The organism is Microbacterium sp. PRC9 (assembly GCF_031844125.1).
In the GTDB taxonomy this organism is placed as follows: Bacteria; Actinomycetota; Actinomycetes; order Actinomycetales; family Microbacteriaceae; genus Microbacterium.
Window position 1 is genome coordinate 146,225 of the sequence record NZ_JAUZUR010000001.1, and the last position, 18,269, is coordinate 164,493.

The window sequence follows — 18,269 nt, forward strand, 5'->3', positions numbered from 1 at the left end:
CAAGGAATGCCGACGGTGTCGGCGGGGCACGATGCGGCTACGGACGCGGAGTCAGGATGCCGCGGCGCGACGGGTTCGCATCGAACCAGTCCGCGACGTACCAGCACACCGGGATGACCTTGCGATCGCCGCGCTCCTCGAGCTCCTCGACCGCGCGTTCGACGAGCTCGCCGGCGTACCCGTGCCCGCGGAAGGTCGGAACCGTGTAGGCGCGGGTCATCGCCACCGTGCGTCCGTCGTCGCGGTAGTCGAGCACGCTCACGAGGTCTTCGCCGCGGTGCAGGGTGTACCGCGAGGCATCGGGCTCTTTCGTGAAGCGGAGGTCGGTCACGCCGCCAGGCTACGCCCGCGGCGCAGCGTCGGGACGCGTCTCTTGGTATGTCGCAGTGATCGTCCAGCTGACACTCGGTCTCACCCGACGTGGAACTGAGCAATCTGTCACATTCCGAAACGATCTGGGCCCAGAACCCGTGCGATTTGACGTTTTTGGACAAAGTCGGTAATAATCGGGCTCATGACTGACAACGCGCTGTATCTGTCCGCCCGGGAGGCGAACAGGACTGCCGGCATGATGATGGCCGGTCGCGTTGCCATGTGTTGTCGAATGTGCCACTAGCACGGTGACCCCCGTCGGACTCCTCCTCCGCTTCTGAACACGGATCGTACGGAGTCCCCCGAAGCACCGGTTTCGTGCGTCGATCACGCGCACCCGGACCCGCTTCGCACACCGCCCAGCGTCGGGCACAGGCCTCACCCGGCCTACGGCCTTTCTCGCCACCGACGACCAGGGCCGCAGCACATCATTCAACCCGGTTTCCGCCACCCGGGTTCCTCCCGCAAGGACCATCATCATGTCGACCACCGCTCTCCTCGACCGCCCCACCACCACCGCCCCCGTCCGCCACCTCCGCGCCGTGAATCACCCGGCCGCGGTCGAGGCGCCCACGGCGCCGGCCCCCGAGCCCGCACAGCCGGCCGGGCGCGCCCTCCCCGCGGGCACGGCGCCGCGCGGCTTCGCCCTGTACGTCGGCATCGACGAGGCCAAGGCCGCCGCCTCCGGAGTGAACCTCGGTGTGCTCGTCGACGCCCTGCGCCGCACGCTCGCCGAGCTGGCACCGTCGGCCGAAACCTACGCCACCGTCGCCCTCGCGCCGGTCGGCTCGGGCGGGCGCGACGTCGATGTCGTGCGCCTCGCGCTGCACGAGCCGTCGGCCGTCGCCCGCACCAAGGAGGAGGAGCCCGAAGACGAAGAGCCCGCCTCGGGCGGCGTCGTCGTCGACATCTCGCGCAAGCGCGTGCTCATCGACGGCGAGTCCGCCGCCTTCACCTTCAAGGAGTTCGAGCTGCTGCAGTACCTCGTGCTCCGCGAGGGCCGCACGATCGAGCGCACCGAGCTGGTGACCTCGCTCTGGCAGGGCGCGACGGACGAGGACGCCCCGGGCGAACGCACCATCGACGTGCACGTCCGCCGCCTGCGCGCCAAGCTGGGCCGCTACGAGGACATCGTCCGCACCGTGCGCGGCGTCGGCTACCGCTTCGACCGTCACGCCGACGTCGTCATCCGCTACGGCCACGGCACCCCGTCGCCCGACCGCTTCTGATCCCACCCCGTTCACCTGTCGCATCGGGCTGCACGCACCGGCACGTCGCGACAGGCGAGCACGGTTCGATGTCGGAGGCGTCGGCGTAGGGTGGGCGGCATGACCACCTCGCTCTCGCGCATTCCTCGGACGAGGGATGCCGGGCGCTTCGGTCCGGGGGCGACGACCCGCGATCCCCGCCCCGATCATGGCCGGCCGCTCGAGACGGAGTACCGGCCGCGGCATCCGCTCGACCTCCGGCGCACCGTGCTGTATCAGCGACGCGGAGCCGGCGACCCGACGATGGCGGTCTCGGGCGCGGTCATCTGGCGGGTGAGCCGTACGCCGGCAGGCATCGCGACGCTCGCGATCCGCGAGACGCATCCGGGCGTGATCCGCGGCGCGGCCTGGGGTCCGGGGAGCGACTGGGCGCTCGCGCAGCTTCCTGCGCTGTGCGGTGCGGACGACGACCCGGCCGGCTTCGACGCGTCGCGGCATCCGCTCATCGCCGACGCCCATCACCGCAACCCGGGTCTGCGCCTCTCGCGCACCGATCTCGTGTTCGACGCCCTGGTGAGCGCGATCTTCGAGCAGAAGGTCACCGGCATGCAGGCCTTCGGCGCGTGGCGGCGCGTCGTGACGTGGTGCGGCGAGCGTGCCCCCGGCCCGACACCGGCGCCGATGTTCGCGCCGCCGACGATCGACGGATGGCAGCACGTCCCCTCGTGGGTGTGGCACCGCGCGGGGCTCGAACCGCCGCAGTCGAAGACCGTCGTACGCGCTGCCCGCCGCGGCGATGCGATCGTGCGGTCCGTGCGCGCCGCCCACGACGGCGAGGCCGTCGACCGCGTACTCGTGAGCCAGCCCGGCATCGGTCCATGGACTTCCGCTGAGACCCGCATCCGGGCACTCGGCGACGCCGATGCCGTGAGCGTCGGCGACTATCACGTGGCCCACGAGGTGGGCTACGCGCTGACCGGCCACCGCACGGACGACGATGGGATGCTGCGGCTCCTGGCCGAGTGGCCGGGTCAGCGTCAGCGCGTCATCCGCCTGATCGGGGCGAGTGGTGTGCGCGAGCCCCGGCGTGGCGCGCGCCTGCACCCCGAGGACCACCGCGACCGCTGACTCTCCGCGCGTCCGCCCTGCGGTCAGCGCGTCCGAGGACAGGATGGACGCATGATCGAGTCTCTGCACGGCCTTCCCGACGGCGTCATCGGGTTCCGCGCTGTCGGCGCCGTCGACGCATCCGACTACGTCGGGTCCCTCGACCCGGCCATCGACGCGGCGGTCGAGACCGGCCGCAAGGTCAACCTGGTCTACGTCCTGGGCGACGAGTTCGAGCGCTACTCCCTCGGCGCGCTGTGGCAGGACGCCAAGCTCGAGGGCAAGCCGGCCCACGTGTGGGGGCGCATCGCGCTCGTCACCGACCACAGCCTCATCGGCGAGGTGATCCACGGGATCTCGTTCCTGTTCCCCTGCGAGCTGCGCATCTTCGCCGTGTCGGCGCTCGACGACGCGATCGCGTGGGCGGCGGAAGGGCCCAAGGAGGCCTGACGCGGACTCCCTTGTGGATGTCGGAGGCCACGACGACACTGGGACGCGCCACGCGGCCGGGCGCGGCATCCACCACCCATTCAGGAGTTCGACATGCCCAGCCTCAACCCGTATCTCTCCTTCAGGAACGAAGCCCGTGAGGCGATGACCTTCTACCAGAGCGTGTTCGGGGGCGACCTCGACATCTCGACGTTCGGCGAGTACGAGGGGATGGTGCAGGACCCGGCCGAGAACGACCTCGTGATGCACGCGCAGCTCACGAGCCCCGACGGCTTCATCCTCATGGGCTCGGATACGCCCACCGGAATGAGTTACGAGAAGCCGGCCGGCATCTCCGTCTCGGTCAGCGGTGACGACGAGTCCGCTCTGCAGGGCTTCTGGGACAAGCTCGCCGACGGCGGCACCATCACGATGCCGTACGACACCCCGCCGTGGGGCGGCAAGTTCGGCATGCTCACCGACCGCTTCGGCATCGACTGGATGGTCGCGGTCAACGCCCCGCAGGCGTGAGGCCGGAGCGCGGACCCCGCCTGGATCCGGGGTCCGCGCTCGCTCGACGCAGAGCGCGAGCGATCAGGCGTAGGCGCTGTCGTCGACGGGCGACGGCGCGGGGCCGAGTGCTTCGAGGTCCGCCCACACCTCGTCGGGGATCGGCGTCGCGGCGAGCTCGTCGAGCTGTGCGAGACGCTGCGCCGACGAGATGCCGACGACGGTCGAGTCGATCAGCGGCGACCGCAGCGAGAAGTGCAGCGCCACCGCCGGGAGGCTGACGCCGAACGAGGCGGCGACACGCTCCAGGCGCGACACCCATTCCTGCAGCTCGGGCGTCGCCGGACGGTAGCCGTACATCGCGCCCTCGCGCGTCCCGGTGGCGAGGATGCCGGCACCGAACGGCGCCGCGTTGAACACCGTCATGCCGCGCTCGTGCGCGTCGGCGAACACCGGCGCGGCGGAGTGGTCGACGACCGTGAAGCGGTTGTGGATGAGCACGGCGTCGAACACGCCGGTCTCGACGTAGCGGGCCATCATCCCGACCGGTCCCGCGGCCACGCCGATCGCGTCGACGCGACCCGATTCGCGCAGCTCGATGAGCCCCTCGACCGCGCCGCCGCGGCCGATCGCCTCGTCGAAGGTGACGGTGTAGGGGTCATGCAGGTGCAGCAACGGCAGACGCTCGACGCCGAGGCGCGCCGTCGTCTCTTCGAACGAGCGCAGGACGCGGTCGCGGTCGAAGGCGCCGGTCTCGGGATCGCAATCGACCTTGGAGATCACGCGGGTGGCGGCATCCGTTCCCTTCCGTGCGATCGCACGGCCCAGCACCGCCTCGGACCGCCCGCCGGCGTAGTTGTTGGAGGTGTCGATGAAGGCGTGGCTGCTGTCGAACAGCTGCTCCGCGAATCGGACGGCGGCGTCCTCTTCCGGGGAACCGGGCTCGGTGCCGCGGCCGAGGGGCGACGTGCCGAGGGTGAGCGGGCTGACGTTGAGGGTCATGGCGTCCGTTCCGTTGGGGTGGGTCCTTCCAACCTACCGAGAGGCTCAGGGCCACAGGCGGCCCACGGGCTCCGCCGCAGCCGTAGGCTTTCGACATGACCACGACGCGGAAGGGCTGGACGCGCGGGCACTCCGGCTGGGCGCTCGGCACGGCCCTCATGTTCACGCTGGGGATCGTCTTCGGGCTCATCTGGGGGAACGTGCTGCTGGGCGTGGTGCTCGCCGCCGCGGTCTCGATCGGCTGGCTCATGGCGTACGAGTCCTGGCGCGGTCGCAGCGTCGGGCTCGAGGATCGCGACGACGACGGCGCGCAGCTGTAGGGGTCGAGCCGGTCCACCCCTACCCCTGACCGCCGCCGCGTCGTATCGTGAGCGCCAGGAGGTGGTCCGCCATGCAAGCGAGCGTCGGCGATCGCGTGATCATCCACGGCCGCGTCGTCGGCGCAGTGGAGCGCGCGGGTGAGGTCATCGAGGTCCGCGGCACCGGGGACAACCCGCTGCTCGTGGTCCGCTACGACGACGGGCACGAGGCGATCCTGTCGCCCGGAAGCGACTGCGAAGTCCGGCACGCGTCCTGAGTCGCGTGCACAGAATCGGAGGATCCGCCCGACACGCCGGGACGTGGCATCCGTCTTCCGGCGTGTCGAGGAAGACCTCCGATCCGGTGTGCGCGTGCTACCCCAGCAGTTCGTACCGCGACGGCTCCGCGCCCAGCACGTGCTCGCCCAGGAACGCGAACACCGTCTCGTACCAGACGACGGCGTGCTGGGGCTTGAGGACCCAGTGGTTCTCGTCGGGGAAGTACAGGAAGCGGTGCGGCATGCGCCCGTCCTCGTCGGCGTGGTGCTCGGCGAGCTCCGACCAGAGCCGCAGCCCCTCGCCGACCGGTACGCGGTAGTCCTTGTCGCCGTGCACGACCAGCAGCGGCGTGCGGATCTCGCGGACGAACTGGTGCGGCGAGTGCTCGATCATCGCCTCGGGCGTGAAGATGCGCTGCCAGTACTCGGAGCTGTCAGTCGTTCCGGAGAACTGGTCGAGCGCCCACAGGCTCGCGTGGGTCACGATCGCCCGGAACCGGTCGGTGTGCCCGGCGACCCAGTTGGCCATGTAGCCGCCGAACGATCCGCCCATCGCGGCGGTGCGCGTCTGGTCGATGTCGTCGCGCGCCACGGTGGCGTCGGTGATCGACAGCAGGTCGGTGTAGGGCTTCCCGCCCCAGCTGTTCCAGCCGCGCGCGATGAAGTCCAGGCCGTAGCCGGTCGACAGGGCGGGGTCGGGCAGCAGCACGGCGTACCCGCGGGCGACCGCGAGCAGCGGCGCCCAGCGCCAGCTCCACGCGTTCCAGCTGTTCAGCGGTCCGCCGTGGATCCACAGCAGCAGCGGCGCCGGCGCCGCGGCTGACGCGCCCTCGGGCAGCAGCAGCCAGCCGCGCACGCGCGCGCCGTCCTCGGCGGTCGTCTCGACCTCGGTGATCGAGCCCGGAGCGGCCGGTGTCGGCGCGGGAGTCGCGAGCGGCGTCACCGCGCCGTCGCGTGCGATGCGGACCGGGTGCGGCGGCACGACCCACGACGAACGGAGCGCGACGACCTCTCCCGTGCCACGGTCGACCAGGACGTTCGCGTACGCGAAGTCGTCGTCGGTGAGCTTGTCGGGCGCGCCGCCGTCGACGGGGATGCGGAACACCGGTGCGCGGCCGTCGTGGTCGGCGGTCGCGATGAGCGCCGAGTCGTCGGCTGCGAACGCCAGCGACGACGCCCAGTGGTCCCACTCGGCCGCGACGCGCCGTGCGCCGCTGCCGTCGATGCCGGCGACCCAGATCTCGTAGTCCGTGGGCGCGGCCGGGCTGCTCTTGACGGTGCGGAGGTACGCGATGCGCGTGCCGTCGTGGCTGATCGCCGGCATCTCGTAGTCCACGTCGACCTCGTCGAACAGCGTCGTGCGCTCGCCCGTCGCCGTGTCGATCGAGACGATCACCCGGCGTCCGGCGCGCTGCTCACGGTGCTCGAGCGACACCACGAGCGTCGACCCGTCCGGAGTGAGCGCGGCCTCCGCGTGGTCGAGCGACCGCACCGGCTTCGGCGTGAGGTCGCTCGGACGCGGCAGGGTCGCCGGGTACGGCTTCCCCTCGTTCCCGGATGCCGCGGACTCGGCGTCCGTGCCGGAGGTCGCAGCATCCGTTCCCGACGCGTCTGACGCCGCAGTGTCCGCCACCGCCGCGGCGATGGTGTCCTCGAGGGCGTCGATGTCGATCGCGAGCAGGTGCGGCTCGGCGGGACCGAGGTCGTGGTCCCAGTAGCGCACGGGGTAGGTGTCGTGGAGGATCGCCGACACCTTCTTCTCCTTGCGCTTGGCGCGCAGCGCCGCCTCGGCCTCGAGCGTGTCGGCGCCCGGCAGCAGGGAGGCCGAGATCACGAGCCGCGCGGAGGCATCGGCGGTCGCGGCGATGCCGTCGACCCCACCCGCCAGTCGCGTCACGGGACGGGCTTCACCACCGGTGGCGGGCAGCAGCCACAGCTGGCCGGACTCGTCGTCGGCGTCGCCGTCGGCATCGGGGCGGGCCGAGACGAACAGGATGTCGCCGGCGGCGGTGAACGCGGCGCCGGCCTCGCCCTTCGCCGACCGCGTCAGGCGTCGAGGCGTGCCGCCGCCCGTCGCCGGCACCGCCCACAGCGACCGGTCGTAGCCGGTGCCGTCCTTCTTCAGGGCGGCGACGGTGAGCACGGCGGTCGTCCCGTCGGGCGAGAGGGCGAGCGCCTCCACGCGAGGAAGGGCGATGTAGTCGGTCAGCGAATCGAAGGGGGTGGGGGTCGCCATGGCTCCACGCTAACCGACGCGCCCGCGGGCACGAGGCTTCCGGTGAGACGACAGTGGACGGACGAGACCGTGGGCGAACCCCGCGGTCTCGTCCGCCGACTGTGGTCTCACTGGTGGGAGCTGGTGGGAGCTGGTGGGAGTGGGGCGTGCCGCCGGCGGCCGGACGGTCCCGCGTCAGCTCCACTGGGTGAGCTTGTCGGGGTTGCGCATGATGTAGACGTCGGTCACCCGGCCGTCGCGCACCTCGAGCGACAGCAGCGCGTTCGGCTCGTTGTCGAGCGTCGCGAGGAACCCGAGCCCGTCGGGAGTCTCGACCGCGACGAGCACCGCGTCGGGTACCAGGCGGGGCAGGCCGAGGAGGAACCTCCCCACGCGGTCGGCGCCCCGCACGGGACGCAGCGCCGCCGAGACGCGGCCGCCGCCGTCGGAGCGCAGCACGACGCCGGGGTCGAGCACGGCGACGAGGGCGTCGAGCTCACCGGTGGCTGTCGCCGCCGCGAAGGCGCGGGCGACCGCGTCGTGCTGCTCCCGCGAGGCCGCCCCCGCACGATGCTCGCGCACGCGACGCCGCGCCTGCGACGCCAGCTGGCGCACCGCGTCCGGACTCCGTCCGACCGTCTCGGCGATCTCGGCGAACGGCACACCGAAGACGTCGTGCAGCACGAAGGCGACGCGCTCGGCGGGCGTGAGCGACTCGAGCAGCACGAGCAGGGCCATCGAGACGGAGTCGTCGAGCGTGACCTGCTCGATCGGGTCGAGAGGGACGGATGCTGCGAGCGGCGAGTCCTGCGGTACGGGTTCGGGCAGCCACTCCCCCACGTAGCGCTCGCGGCGGGCGCGCGCCGAGCCGAGCATGTCGAGGCACACGCGCCCGGCGACACGCGTGAGCCACGCAGCGGGGTTGCGGATCGCGACTCGCTCCGCGTCCGACAGCCGCAGCCATCGGACGTACGTCTCCTGCACCGCGTCCTCGGCGTCGGCCACGGTGCCGAGCATGCGGTAGCAGAGGCCGAGCAGGGCGCGGCGCTGGCTCTCGACCTCATCGGTGGGCGGCATCCGTGATCACTCCTCGAAGTTCCGACGACGCACGCGTCAAGAAGGTGAGTCGCACGCTCACATTCTCACGCTCCGCGTCGTCGAACCATCGAGAGATCCCCACCGGGGGGACGAGAGGAGCAATGTCATGAGGATCGCGGTCGCCGGAGGAACGGGCGTCGTCGGAAGCCACGTCGTGGACGCGCTGCGCGCGGAAGGGAACGACGCCGTCGTTCTCAGTCGCCGCACCGGCGTCGACCTCACCGCGGGCGCGGGGCTCGACGCCGCGCTCGACGGCGTCGACGCGGTGATCGACACCGCGAACGTCACGACGGTGTCGGCCGGTGTCGCGACCCGGTTCTTCGAGGCGGCAACGGGGAATCTCGTCGCCGCGGCCGCCCGGGCGCGGGTCGCGCATGTCGTGCTGCTGTCGATCGTGGGGATCGACCGCATCCCGCACGACTACCTGGCGGGAAAGCTCGCGCAGGAGCGCGTCGTCGAGACCGGCACCGTGCCGTGGACGATCCTGCGCGCCACGCAGTTCCACGAATTCGCGGGCCAGGTGTTCGAGCGCGCGAAGGTCGGCCCCCTCCACGTCGCCCCACGTGGGCGGGTGCAGCCGGTCGCGGCTCGCGAGGTGGGCGCCCACCTCGCCGCGCTGGCCGCCGGCGCACCCCAGGGGCGCGCGGCGGATCTCGCGGGACCCCGCGAGGAGCGGCTCGACGACATGGTCAAGGCGTACGCGCGACGCACGGGCCACGGCGGCTGGATCCCCTCGGTGAGCCTGCCCGGCGGACAGATGAAGGGCATGCGTGCGGGGCTCGGCCTGCCGGGCCCGGGCGCAGTGCTCGGCACGGAGACCTTCGCGCAGTGGCTCGACGGAATCGGCTGAGCCCGTGGGTATCTGAGCGGCGGCAGCGCGCCTCCCTCCGATCGAGGCGGTGCGCTCGTCGGGCCGCCTCGTGAGCGGCTCGGGTGCGGACTCTCCCCCGAACGGGCCCGAGCCGCTCGTATCGTGCAGCAGGACCGCGGGTCTACGCTGGGCGGGGGTCGGGGTCACACGCACCAGGAGGATTCGTGAGACTCGCCATCGCCGGCGGCACCGGCATGACGGGCGGGCACATCGCGGAGATCGCGCGCGGGCGCGGCCACGATGTCGTGAGCCTGTCGCGCCGCACAGGAGTCGAGCTCCTGAGCGGCGCCGGTCTCGCCGGCGCCGTGGACGGGGTCGACGCGCTGATCGACGTGACCAACGTGACGACCGCGAAGCCCGACGTGTCGGTGATGTTCTTCGCCGGCGCCACGAAGAGCCTGCTGGCGGCCGAGCGCGCAGCGGGGGTCGCGCACCACCTGGTGCTCACGATCGTCGGCGCCGAGGCGGCGCCCGACGGCTACTACGCCGGGAAGCTCGTACAGGAGCGGCTGGTCGCCGGCGGCGACGTGCCGTGGACCATCCTGCGCACGACGCAGTTCCACGAGTACGCGGCGATGATGTACCACCGCGGCCACGCCGGCGCCCACGTCGCGCCGTCCGGCCGCGTGCAGCCGGTCGCCGTGCACGAGGTCGCCGCGCACCTCGTCGACCTCGCCGAGCAGCGTCCGGCCGGTCGCGTGACCGACCTCGCCGGACCGCAGGAGGAGAGCCTCGCCGACATGGTGCACCGCTACGCCCACGCGATCGGCCACCGCACGCCGGTGCCCGTCGTGAACACCCCGGGCGCCCTCGGCCGCGCGCTCCGGTCGGGAGCGCTCCTTCCCGGCCCCGAGGCGCTGCGCGGCACCCAGACCTTCGCCGAGTGGCTCGACGCCCTCCCCGACGCGTGAAGGGGGAACGGATGCTGCGGCCCGGCGCCGTGCGCCGGGCCGCAGCATCCGTTCCGTCACATCTCTTCGTGGGTGTTCGGATCGCCGTCCCACAGCCGACCGCGCTCGAGGGCGCTGATCGCGGTGAGCTGGTCGTCGGTGAGGGTGAACCCGAAGACGTCGGCGTTCTCGCGCTGCCGGTCGGCGTCGGCCGACTTGGGGATCGGCGTGCTGCCGATCTGCGTGTGCCAGCGAAGGACCACCTGCGTCGGCGTCACGTCGTGGATCGTCGCCAGCTCGGTGAGGATCTGCTCGGTGAGCAGCTCGCTGCGCTTGGCGAGCGGGCTCCAGCTCTCGGTGCGGATGCCGTGCGTCGCGTGGAATGCGCGCAGCTCCGCCTGCGGGAAGTACGGGTGCAGCTCGACCTGGTTCACCGAGGGGACGACGCCCGTCTCCTCGATGAGCTCGGTGAGCTGGCCCTCGGTGAAGTTGGAGACGCCGATCGAGCGGACGAGGCCGAGTTCGCGCGCCTCGATCAGGCCGCGCCACGTGTCGACGTACTTGCCGACGCTGGGGTTCGGCCAGTGGATCAGCTGCAGGTCGATGCGGTCGAGGCCCAGCCGATCGAGCGAGCCCTTGATGCTGTCGACCGCCTCCTGCCGGCCGTGGTGGCGACCGGGGATCTTCGACGCGACGAGCAGCGTGCCGCGGTCCACATCGCTGCGGCGGACGGCCTCGCCGACCTCGCGCTCGTTCTCGTAATTGACCGCGGTGTCGAGCAGCCGGTAGCCGGAGTCGATCGCGGCGACGATGGCCGCGATCCCCTCCTCGCCCCGCAGGTCGTAGGTGCCCAGGCCCAGCTCGGGGAACCAGGCGCCGTCGTTCAAGGTCACGGTGGGGATCGCACTCATGGCTCCATCCTGGCCGTAGTTCGCCGCGCGCGGCGCGTGTCCTGCGCGGGGCGTCACGGGCGGTCGTCGACGTCGAGGGCGATCCACCCGTGGAGCGGAGGGCTTGCGCAGCTGCGGGACCACGGTGAGGGCCGTTGCGGCGACGAGACCGCACGAATGCACTTCGAGGCGCCGCCGGGTGGTGCTATCGCGCGTTCTCGCGCCGCGGGCGGCGGCTCACGACCTCACCGCCACCGATCCGGGCCGGGCGCCGACCAGAGCCTCCGCCGCGCGGGCCGTGCGGGCGGCGAACCGGGTCGTGTCGGTGCCGCGCGCGAGGGACTGCGCGTTGAGTCCGTCGATCATGCCGATGAGCTCCCACGCCACCTCGCCGGGCTCGGTCGTCGAGAACGCGCCCGTGCGGCATCCGTCCTCGATGATCGACTCGACGAGAGTCTGCCAGCGCTCCATCTGCGCCGCCACGGCGCGCGCGAGGGCGTCGTTGCGGCGGGCCATCGCCCAGCCCTCGACCCACACCACGGTGAGCTCCTCGCGCCCGCCGTCCATGAGGGTGTCGATCAGGGCCCCGAGCCGCGCGGCCGGATCGGCGACGGCGCCGACGACGCGTTCGACGTCGCGCACCTCCTCGTCGACGAGGTGGGCGTAGACGCGGGCCACGAGGTCGTCCATCGCCGGCTGGTAGTGGGCGACGAGACCGGAGGCGACCCCCGCCCGCTCGGCGACGGCGCGCAGCGTGAGGGCGCTCAGCCCCTGCTCACGCGCGATCGCGGTCGCCGCGGCGACGATCTCCGCAGCCCGTTCGGCAGGAGCCTTGCGGGTGCGCGGCCGGGACGATGTGCTTGACATGGTCTCGCCAGCATAGGTATCTTTCCTATTGATCGCTAGATCAATTACGTCGTGAGGCGCATCGATCGCCACCGCGACAACACCGAATGAAGGGGCGACGATGGCCTGGAGGATGCCGCACGAGGGCGATCCGCACGAGCGCACGTGGATGGCGTTCCCGAACGAGGGGCCGACGCTCGGCGACGATCCCTCGGAGCAGGAGCGCTTCTACGCGGCCTGGAGCGCGGTGGCGAACGCCGTCGCCGGCTTCGAGCCGGTGACGATGCTCGTCGATCCGTCGAAGGCCGAGCGCGCCCGGCGCCTGCTCGACTCCGCCATCGACCTCGTCGAGACCCCGGTCGACGAGTTCTGGTTCCGCGATCACGGCCCGACGTTCGTCGTGGACGACGATCGTCCCGGCGCACTCGGCGCCGTCGACTGGATCTTCAACGGCTGGGGCGCGCCCGAGTGGGCCTCGTGGGAGAAGGCCGCGCAGCATGCCCGCTTCACCGCCGACCTCGTCGGCGCCGAGGTCGTGAGCTCGCTGCTGGTCAACGAGGGCGGCGGCATCCACGTCGACGGCGAAGGCACGGTGCTGGTCACCGAGACGGTTCAGCTCGACCCGCGCCGCAACCGTTTCGCCGACCGGGCACGCGTCGAGGCGGAACTCAACCGCACGATCGGCGCGACGAAGGTCGTGTGGCTCCCCCGCGGCCTCACCCGCGACTACGACGAGTTCGGCACGAACGGCCACGTCGACATCGTGGCCACGATCCCGGCCCCCGGTCGCGTTCTGCTGCACGCGCAGCAGAACCCCGAGCACCCCGACTTCGAGGTGTCGCGGGACCTCCGCGCCTTCCTTTCGGCGCAGACGGATGCCGCGGGCCGAACCTTCGAGATCATCGACCTCCCCGCCCCTGAGACGCTCCGGGATCATGAGGGGTTCGTCGACTACAGCTACGTCAACCATCTGGTCGTGAACGGCGGGATCATCGCGTGCGGGTTCGGCGAAGACCGCGCCGACGCGCAGGCGCGCGAGATCCTCGAGGCCGCGTACCCGGGGCGCCGCGCGGTGACGGTCGACGCCCGGCAGATCTTCGCCGGCGGCGGCGGCATCCACTGCATCACGCAGCAGCAGCCCACGGTGGTGACCCGATGAGCCGCCACTACCCGGTCGTCGAGAAGACGATCGCCGAGCTCCGCGAGGCCCTCGAGTCCGGCGCCGTGACGAGCGTCGAGCTCGTGGACGCGTACCTGGCCCGGATCGACGCGTACGACGCGCCCGGCACGGCGACCGCTCTCACCGCGGTGGTCGTGCGCAATCCCGACGCGCGGGCCGAAGCCGAGGCATCCGATCTCCGTCGCGCCGAAGGGCGCGCGCTCGGGCCGCTCGACGGCATCCCGTACACCGCCAAGGACTCGTTCATGGCGAAGGGCCTGACCGTCGCGGCGGGTTCGCCCGCGTTCGCCGACCTCGTCGCGCAGCGCGACGCGTTCTCGATCGAGCGGCTGCGCGCCGCCGGAGCCGTGCTCATCGGGCTCACCAACATGCCCCCGATGGCGAACGGCGGCATGCAGCGCGGGGTGTACGGCCGCGCCGAGAGCCCCTACAACGCCGACTACCTCACCTCGGCGTTCGGGTCGGGGTCGTCGAACGGCTCGGGCACGGCCACCGCGGCGAGCTTCGCCGCGTTCGGCCTCGGCGAGGAGACCTGGTCGAGCGGGCGCGCCCCCGCCTCGAACAACGCACTGTGCGCCTACACCCCGTCGCGCGGCGTCATCTCGGTGCGCGGCAACTGGCCGCTCGTGCCCACCATGGACGTCGTCGTGCCCCACACCCGCACGATGGCCGACCTGCTCGAGATCCTCGACGTGATGGTCGCCGACGACCCCGAGACCCGAGGAGACTTCTGGCGCGCGCAGCCCTGGATCGCGATCCCGGATGCCTCGGCTCAGCGCCCGGCGTCGTACCCGGCGCTCGCGTCGGGCGATGCCGACGCCGCCGCCGCGACCCTCGCCGGGCGTCGATTCGGCGTGCCGCGCATGTACATCAACGCCGATCCGGAGGCCGGAACCGACCCCGACGGCGGGATCGGCGGACCGACCGGCACCCGCATCGAGACCCGCCCCTCGGTGCTGGCGTTGTGGGAGAAGGCGCGGCTCGACCTGGAGGCGGCCGGCGCCGAGGTCGTGGAGGTCGACTTCCCGGCGGTCACGAACTACGAGGGCGACCGCCCGGGCGCCCCGACGATCACGACGCGCGGGCTCGTGACCGAGGCCTTCCTCCAGCGCGAGATCGTCGACCTGTCGGCGTGGGCGTGGGATGACTTCCTGCGAGCGAACGGCGACCCGGCGCTCGATCGACTCGACGGCGTGGACGGCGCGACGATCTTCCCGCACCCCGACGGCGCACTGCCCGACCGGTACACCGGCTTCGACGACGACATCGCGACCTATCCGGCGCAGGTGCGCGAGCACCCGTACCGCTCGTTCGCCGACATCCCCGAGATGGCCGACGGCGTCCGCGGCCTCGAGGAGACCCGGCGCATCGACCTCGAGGACTGGATGTCGATCCTGGGTCTCGACGCCGTGCTCTTCCCCGCGGTCGCCGACGTGGGCCCCGCCGACATGGACGTGAACGAGGCATCCGCCGACCTCGGCTGGCGCAACGGCGTGTGGGTCGCCAACGGCAACCTCGCGATCCGCCACCTCGGCATCCCGACGGTCACCGTGCCGATGGGGACGATGGACGACATCGGGATGCCGGTGGGCCTGACGATCGCGGGGCGCGCGTACAGCGACACCGACCTGCTCGCGTGGGCCGCGGCGTTCGAGGCCCTGCGCCCGCGCCGCACCGCTCCCCCGCGCACGCCCGAGCTCGGCTGAGAACCCATGGAGCTCCGCACCTTCACGTCCACGACCCCCGATGCCTCCACGCGTGGCGCCGAGCTGGGAGCGGCTTTCGCACCCCAGTACCGCCGCACGGCGGAGCTGTACCTCGCGCACTTCGCCGAGCTCGGGATCGCGTCCGACGCGGTGAGGGCCATCGCCGAACGCACCCACGCCTCGCTCACCGGCTGGGCACCGGGCCTGGCGGCGGAGGCCGAGGCCATCGCCGCGGCGGCCGGCCTCGAGCCGTGGCGGCTCGCCGCCGTCGGCGGACGCACCGAGATCCTCGCGGTGGCGCCACCTCCGCGGGAGGGCGAATGCTCGACCGCGGTGCATGTCGGCCCCGGGCACGCCGCCGAGACCCTGCAGACGTGGGACTGGCACGACTTCCTGGTGCCCCAGGGGCTGCTCGTGGAGTTCACCGCCGCCGGCGGGATGCGCGTGAAGATGTTCACCGAGTTCGGCACCGCGGCGAAGATCGGCGTCAACAGCGCCGGACTCGGCCTGCACTTCAACATCCTGTCGCACCAGACGGACTCGGACGCCGGCGGCGTTCCCGTCCACGCGATCGCGCGCCGCGTGCTCGAGGAGGCCAGGACCATCGAGGATGCGCGCGACATCGCGGCGAGCGCGCCGGTGAGCGCCTCGACGGTGCTGACGGTCTTCACGACCGACGGTGCCGGATCGCGAGCGGCGTCGCTCGAACTGTCGCCCGCGGGTCTCGGCGTGGTCGAGCCCGCCGCGGACGGCTGGCTCTTCCACACGAACCACTTCCTCGACCAGGCGCTGTACGTCGGCGACACGATGCCCGCCGATTCCACGACCGTGGAGCGCTTCGCGCATCTCGACGACGTGCGGGACGCCCTCGCCGGCCTGGATCCCACCGCGCGGGCGCTCGCGGCGTGCGGCGGACACGGCGCCGCCGCCGAGATCTGCATGACGCCCGACCCGACCCTCCCCCGCGTCGATCAGTGGGCGACCCTGCTCACGGTCGCTGTCGACACCGAGGGCTTCGCGCTGGAGGTGTTCCCCGGCCGACCCGACGAGGCGGCCGCGGGCCTCGCCCGCTTCTGACCCGAGGGGTCAGCGCAGCCCCGAGCGCAGGTCCTCTCCGGCCTCGCCGATGGCCGACGCCGGCGACGGCACGGCGGGCGCAGCAGCCGTCCCCTCGGCGTCGGTGTGGAGCGACGGCGGCGCTGCCGCGTACGCGTCGGACAGCTCGCGATAGGGCTTCGACACGAAGGCGAGCAGCACGACCAGCAGGAGCACCAGGCTCGCGCCGACGAACGCCAGCGCGATGCCGCGGGCCTCACCCTCGCCGAGCAGCCAGCCCCACGCCTGCTGACCCTCGGGCGAATTCATGTACGGGATGAGCCAGAACTGCGCGATGGGTCCGATGAGGAAGGCGGAGACCGGCGCCGCCGCGGATTCCACGCTCGCGGCGAAGCCGAACACGCGTCCCTGCTTCTCGAAGGGCACGACGCGCTGCACGATCGTCTGCTCGGAGGCCTCGGCGATCGGCATGAGAGCCATGAAGATCAGGATGCCCAGCCCATACAGCCACCACCACTCACGGATCGCGAAGGTCATGCCGAGCAGCGCGATGCCGATGTTCACGAGCAGCATCGTGCGCACCGGGTTCTTGCCCAGGCCGAACTTCGCCACGAGCGCGCCGCCGATGATGAACCCGAAGCTCGTCACTCCGAGGACGATCCCCCACATCTCGACCGAGAAGAGCGTGAGTCCGTACGGGTCCATGAGGGCCATGAAGACCCCGCCCACGAGGTTGTTGAACGTGGAGAAGAGGATGAGGGCGAGCAGGCCAGGCACCGCCATGACCGCCGGGATCACGCCCCTGAAGCTGAACCCCTTCGGCGCCTCCCCCTCGACGTGGGCGACGCCGCGCTCGGGGATCGGGACGAAGATCAGGTGGATCAGCGCCACCCCGGTGGCGGCGATCGCGATGGCGACCGTCCAGCCCATGCCGAGCAGCCCGATCGACAGCCCCGAGAACACGCTCGTCACCATGAAGGCGATGCCCTGCACCGCACCGACGAGGCCGTTCGCCTTGTCTCGCCGATCCCCCGGCACCAGCAGGGTCACGGTCGTCGACAACGCGATGTTCCGCAGGTTCTCGACGACCCCGCCGATGAGGATCACGCCGGCGAACGCCCAGAACCACGGACCGGTCCAATCGAGCAGCGCGCTCTCGGGGAATGCCAGGAACATCGCTCCGGCGACGACGTACGCCGATGCCGTCACGATGCTCGAGAGCAGCATGACCGACTTTTTCTTCATGTGGTCGACGATCACGCCGAACACGACGCCGAAGACCGCGACGAGCAGCATGTACGACCCGCCGATGATCGCCGTCGCGAGCACCGACTTCGTCTCGAGATACACCCAGAAGGTCAGCGCGAACCAGAGGTAGCTCGAGGTCACGTTGGCGAGTGCGGTGTTGACGAGCACCTGGTGGAACGCGCGGAGCGTGCGCGCATCGGGGCGGTGCTGGACGGGATCTTCGGATGCTGCGGGCCCGGCGGGGCTCGGCTGGCTCATGACGATTCCTTCGGCGTGTTCGCGGAACAGGCAGTGGGGGCGAGGGTCTATGGTGAATGTGGACACTGTTCACATTCGGTGTTCACAACGTACACACCCGGCCGGGAGGACGCAATGACTTCGCCCGTGCGCACCTATCATCATGGCGACCTCCGACACGCGCTGATCGGCGAGGGCCTGCAGCTCGCGCGCACCGGGGGCCCGGCCGCGGTGACCCTGCGCGAGGCGACCCGCGCCGTCGGGGTCTCGCCCAACGCCGCCTACCGTCACTTCGCCGATCGCGACGCACTGGTGCGCACCGTCGCGCGCGAGGCGCAGCTGGCACTGGCCGCCGCGATCACCGCACGCGTCGAGTCCACGCCGGCCGGCCGCTCGCCCGCGGCGGCCGCGATCGAGCGGCTGCGCCGCGTCGGCCTCGCGTACATCGACTTCGCGCGCACCGAGCGCGGCTGGTTCGAGACCGCCTTCTTCACTCAGGACACGGACGCGAACGACGGCATCGTCACCCTCGACGACGAGATCGTCGCCCCCTTCCGGCTCCTGATGGACACGCTCGACGCCATGGTGGAGGCCGGCGCACTGTCGCCCGACCGCCGACCGTACGCCGAGTGGGCATGCTGGTCGGCGGTGCACGGCTTCGCCGACATCGCCGTGCACGGCCCGGTGCGGTGGCAGCCGGCATCCGTGATCGATGCCCTCGCGGCATCCGTCGTGGAGTCGGCCATCACGGGCGTCCGCGGCACGCCCGACGCCCCGGCCGCGGACTGACCTGCGCCCCTTGCCGTCGCCCCGCGATCCGGCCAGAC

The 18,269-nt window shown here is 71.8% G+C and carries 19 protein-coding genes; 12 read left to right on the forward strand and 7 right to left on the reverse strand.

The features are described 5' to 3' along the window. Positions 1 to 37: 37 nt before the first annotated feature. On the reverse strand, positions 38 to 331 hold the full coding sequence (locus tag Q9R33_RS00580; RefSeq protein WP_056368771.1) for a GNAT family N-acetyltransferase: 294 nt from the start codon (positions 329 to 331) through the stop codon (positions 38 to 40). Between the two features lie 520 nt (positions 332 to 851). On the opposite strand from Q9R33_RS00580, the gene Q9R33_RS00585 reads away from it, so the two are divergent. The 4 genes from Q9R33_RS00585 to Q9R33_RS00600 all read left to right on the forward strand — a co-directional run bounded on the left by Q9R33_RS00585 (position 852) and on the right by Q9R33_RS00600 (position 3,647). After that, positions 852 to 1,601: a winged helix-turn-helix domain-containing protein gene (locus Q9R33_RS00585; RefSeq protein ID WP_056368768.1), complete on the forward strand. Its 750-nt coding sequence runs from the start codon at positions 852 to 854 to the stop codon at positions 1,599 to 1,601. Between the two features lie 99 nt (positions 1,602 to 1,700). Then, a complete protein-coding gene (locus Q9R33_RS00590; protein ID WP_311292524.1) occupies positions 1,701 to 2,708 on the forward strand; it encodes a DNA-3-methyladenine glycosylase 2 family protein in 1,008 nt (335 codons plus the stop codon). 51 nt (positions 2,709 to 2,759) lie between these two features. After that, positions 2,760 to 3,137 carry an STAS/SEC14 domain-containing protein gene (locus tag Q9R33_RS00595; protein ID WP_311292525.1) on the forward strand — a complete coding sequence of 126 codons (378 nt, stop codon included), beginning with the start codon at positions 2,760 to 2,762 and terminating at the stop codon, positions 3,135 to 3,137. A 93-nt stretch (positions 3,138 to 3,230) separates the two neighbouring features. Continuing rightward, positions 3,231 to 3,647 carry a VOC family protein gene (locus tag Q9R33_RS00600; RefSeq protein ID WP_310249872.1) on the forward strand — a complete coding sequence of 139 codons (417 nt, stop codon included), beginning with the start codon at positions 3,231 to 3,233 and terminating at the stop codon, positions 3,645 to 3,647. Positions 3,648 to 3,710: 63 nt separating this feature from the next. Here Q9R33_RS00600 and Q9R33_RS00605 read toward each other — a convergent pair whose 3' ends face one another. Next, the gene (locus Q9R33_RS00605; protein ID WP_311292526.1) at positions 3,711 to 4,628 is read right to left on the reverse strand and encodes an aldo/keto reductase; all 918 of its coding nucleotides are present in this window, start codon (positions 4,626 to 4,628) and stop codon (positions 3,711 to 3,713) included. A 95-nt stretch (positions 4,629 to 4,723) separates the two neighbouring features. Here Q9R33_RS00605 and Q9R33_RS00610 point away from each other — a divergent pair, with 95 nt between their 5' ends. Together Q9R33_RS00610 and Q9R33_RS00615 are read left to right on the forward strand one after the other, a co-directional pair. Then, positions 4,724 to 4,948, forward strand: coding sequence for a hypothetical protein (locus Q9R33_RS00610; protein WP_056368759.1), 225 nt, complete (start codon positions 4,724 to 4,726; stop codon positions 4,946 to 4,948). Between the two features lie 71 nt (positions 4,949 to 5,019). After that, positions 5,020 to 5,205, forward strand: coding sequence for a DUF1918 domain-containing protein (locus Q9R33_RS00615; protein ID WP_045297722.1), 186 nt, complete (start codon positions 5,020 to 5,022; stop codon positions 5,203 to 5,205). A gap of 97 nt (positions 5,206 to 5,302) precedes the next feature. Here Q9R33_RS00615 and Q9R33_RS00620 read toward each other — a convergent pair whose 3' ends face one another. After that, the gene (locus tag Q9R33_RS00620) at positions 5,303 to 7,441 is read right to left on the reverse strand and encodes an alpha/beta fold hydrolase (protein ID WP_311292527.1); all 2,139 of its coding nucleotides are present in this window, start codon (positions 7,439 to 7,441) and stop codon (positions 5,303 to 5,305) included. 174 nt (positions 7,442 to 7,615) lie between these two features. After that, positions 7,616 to 8,497, reverse strand: a complete 882-nt coding sequence (gene sigJ, locus Q9R33_RS00625; RefSeq protein ID WP_311292528.1) for an RNA polymerase sigma factor SigJ — start codon at positions 8,495 to 8,497, stop codon at positions 7,616 to 7,618. A gap of 127 nt (positions 8,498 to 8,624) precedes the next feature. On the opposite strand from sigJ, the gene Q9R33_RS00630 reads away from it, so the two are divergent. Beyond that, positions 8,625 to 9,368 carry an SDR family oxidoreductase gene (locus Q9R33_RS00630; RefSeq protein WP_311292529.1) on the forward strand — a complete coding sequence of 248 codons (744 nt, stop codon included), beginning with the start codon at positions 8,625 to 8,627 and terminating at the stop codon, positions 9,366 to 9,368. Positions 9,369 to 9,553: 185 nt separating this feature from the next. Further along, entirely contained in the window at positions 9,554 to 10,300 is a 747-nt protein-coding gene (locus Q9R33_RS00635) for an NAD(P)H-binding protein (protein ID WP_311292530.1), read from the forward strand. A 56-nt stretch (positions 10,301 to 10,356) separates the two neighbouring features. Here Q9R33_RS00635 and Q9R33_RS00640 read toward each other — a convergent pair whose 3' ends face one another. After that, complete coding sequence (locus Q9R33_RS00640; protein WP_311292531.1) at positions 10,357 to 11,190, reverse strand: aldo/keto reductase; 834 nt, start codon at positions 11,188 to 11,190, stop codon at positions 10,357 to 10,359. 216 nt (positions 11,191 to 11,406) lie between these two features. After that, positions 11,407 to 12,036 (reverse strand): TetR family transcriptional regulator C-terminal domain-containing protein, encoded by a 630-nt coding sequence (locus Q9R33_RS00645; RefSeq protein ID WP_311292532.1) that lies wholly within the window; start codon positions 12,034 to 12,036, stop codon positions 11,407 to 11,409. Between the two features lie 100 nt (positions 12,037 to 12,136). On the opposite strand from Q9R33_RS00645, the gene Q9R33_RS00650 reads away from it, so the two are divergent. From Q9R33_RS00650 to Q9R33_RS00660, 3 genes are read left to right on the forward strand one after another with little or no spacing between them, the layout of a single operon-like run. Beyond that, on the forward strand, positions 12,137 to 13,174 hold the full coding sequence (locus Q9R33_RS00650; RefSeq protein WP_311292533.1) for an agmatine deiminase family protein: 1,038 nt from the start codon (positions 12,137 to 12,139) through the stop codon (positions 13,172 to 13,174). Beyond that, positions 13,171 to 14,901, forward strand: coding sequence for an amidase (locus tag Q9R33_RS00655; protein ID WP_056368742.1), 1,731 nt, complete (start codon positions 13,171 to 13,173; stop codon positions 14,899 to 14,901). The genes Q9R33_RS00650 and Q9R33_RS00655 overlap by 4 nt, the downstream gene beginning before the upstream one ends. A gap of 6 nt (positions 14,902 to 14,907) precedes the next feature. After that, positions 14,908 to 15,978 (forward strand): C45 family peptidase, encoded by a 1,071-nt coding sequence (locus Q9R33_RS00660; RefSeq protein ID WP_311292534.1) that lies wholly within the window; start codon positions 14,908 to 14,910, stop codon positions 15,976 to 15,978. Between the two features lie 9 nt (positions 15,979 to 15,987). On the opposite strand, the gene Q9R33_RS00665 is transcribed toward Q9R33_RS00660, so the two are convergent. Beyond that, positions 15,988 to 17,463 carry an MFS transporter gene (locus Q9R33_RS00665; RefSeq protein WP_311292535.1) on the reverse strand — a complete coding sequence of 492 codons (1,476 nt, stop codon included), beginning with the start codon at positions 17,461 to 17,463 and terminating at the stop codon, positions 15,988 to 15,990. Positions 17,464 to 17,577: 114 nt separating this feature from the next. On the opposite strand from Q9R33_RS00665, the gene Q9R33_RS00670 reads away from it, so the two are divergent. Beyond that, positions 17,578 to 18,231: a TetR/AcrR family transcriptional regulator gene (locus tag Q9R33_RS00670; protein ID WP_311292536.1), complete on the forward strand. Its 654-nt coding sequence runs from the start codon at positions 17,578 to 17,580 to the stop codon at positions 18,229 to 18,231. Positions 18,232 to 18,269: the final 38 nt, after the last annotated feature.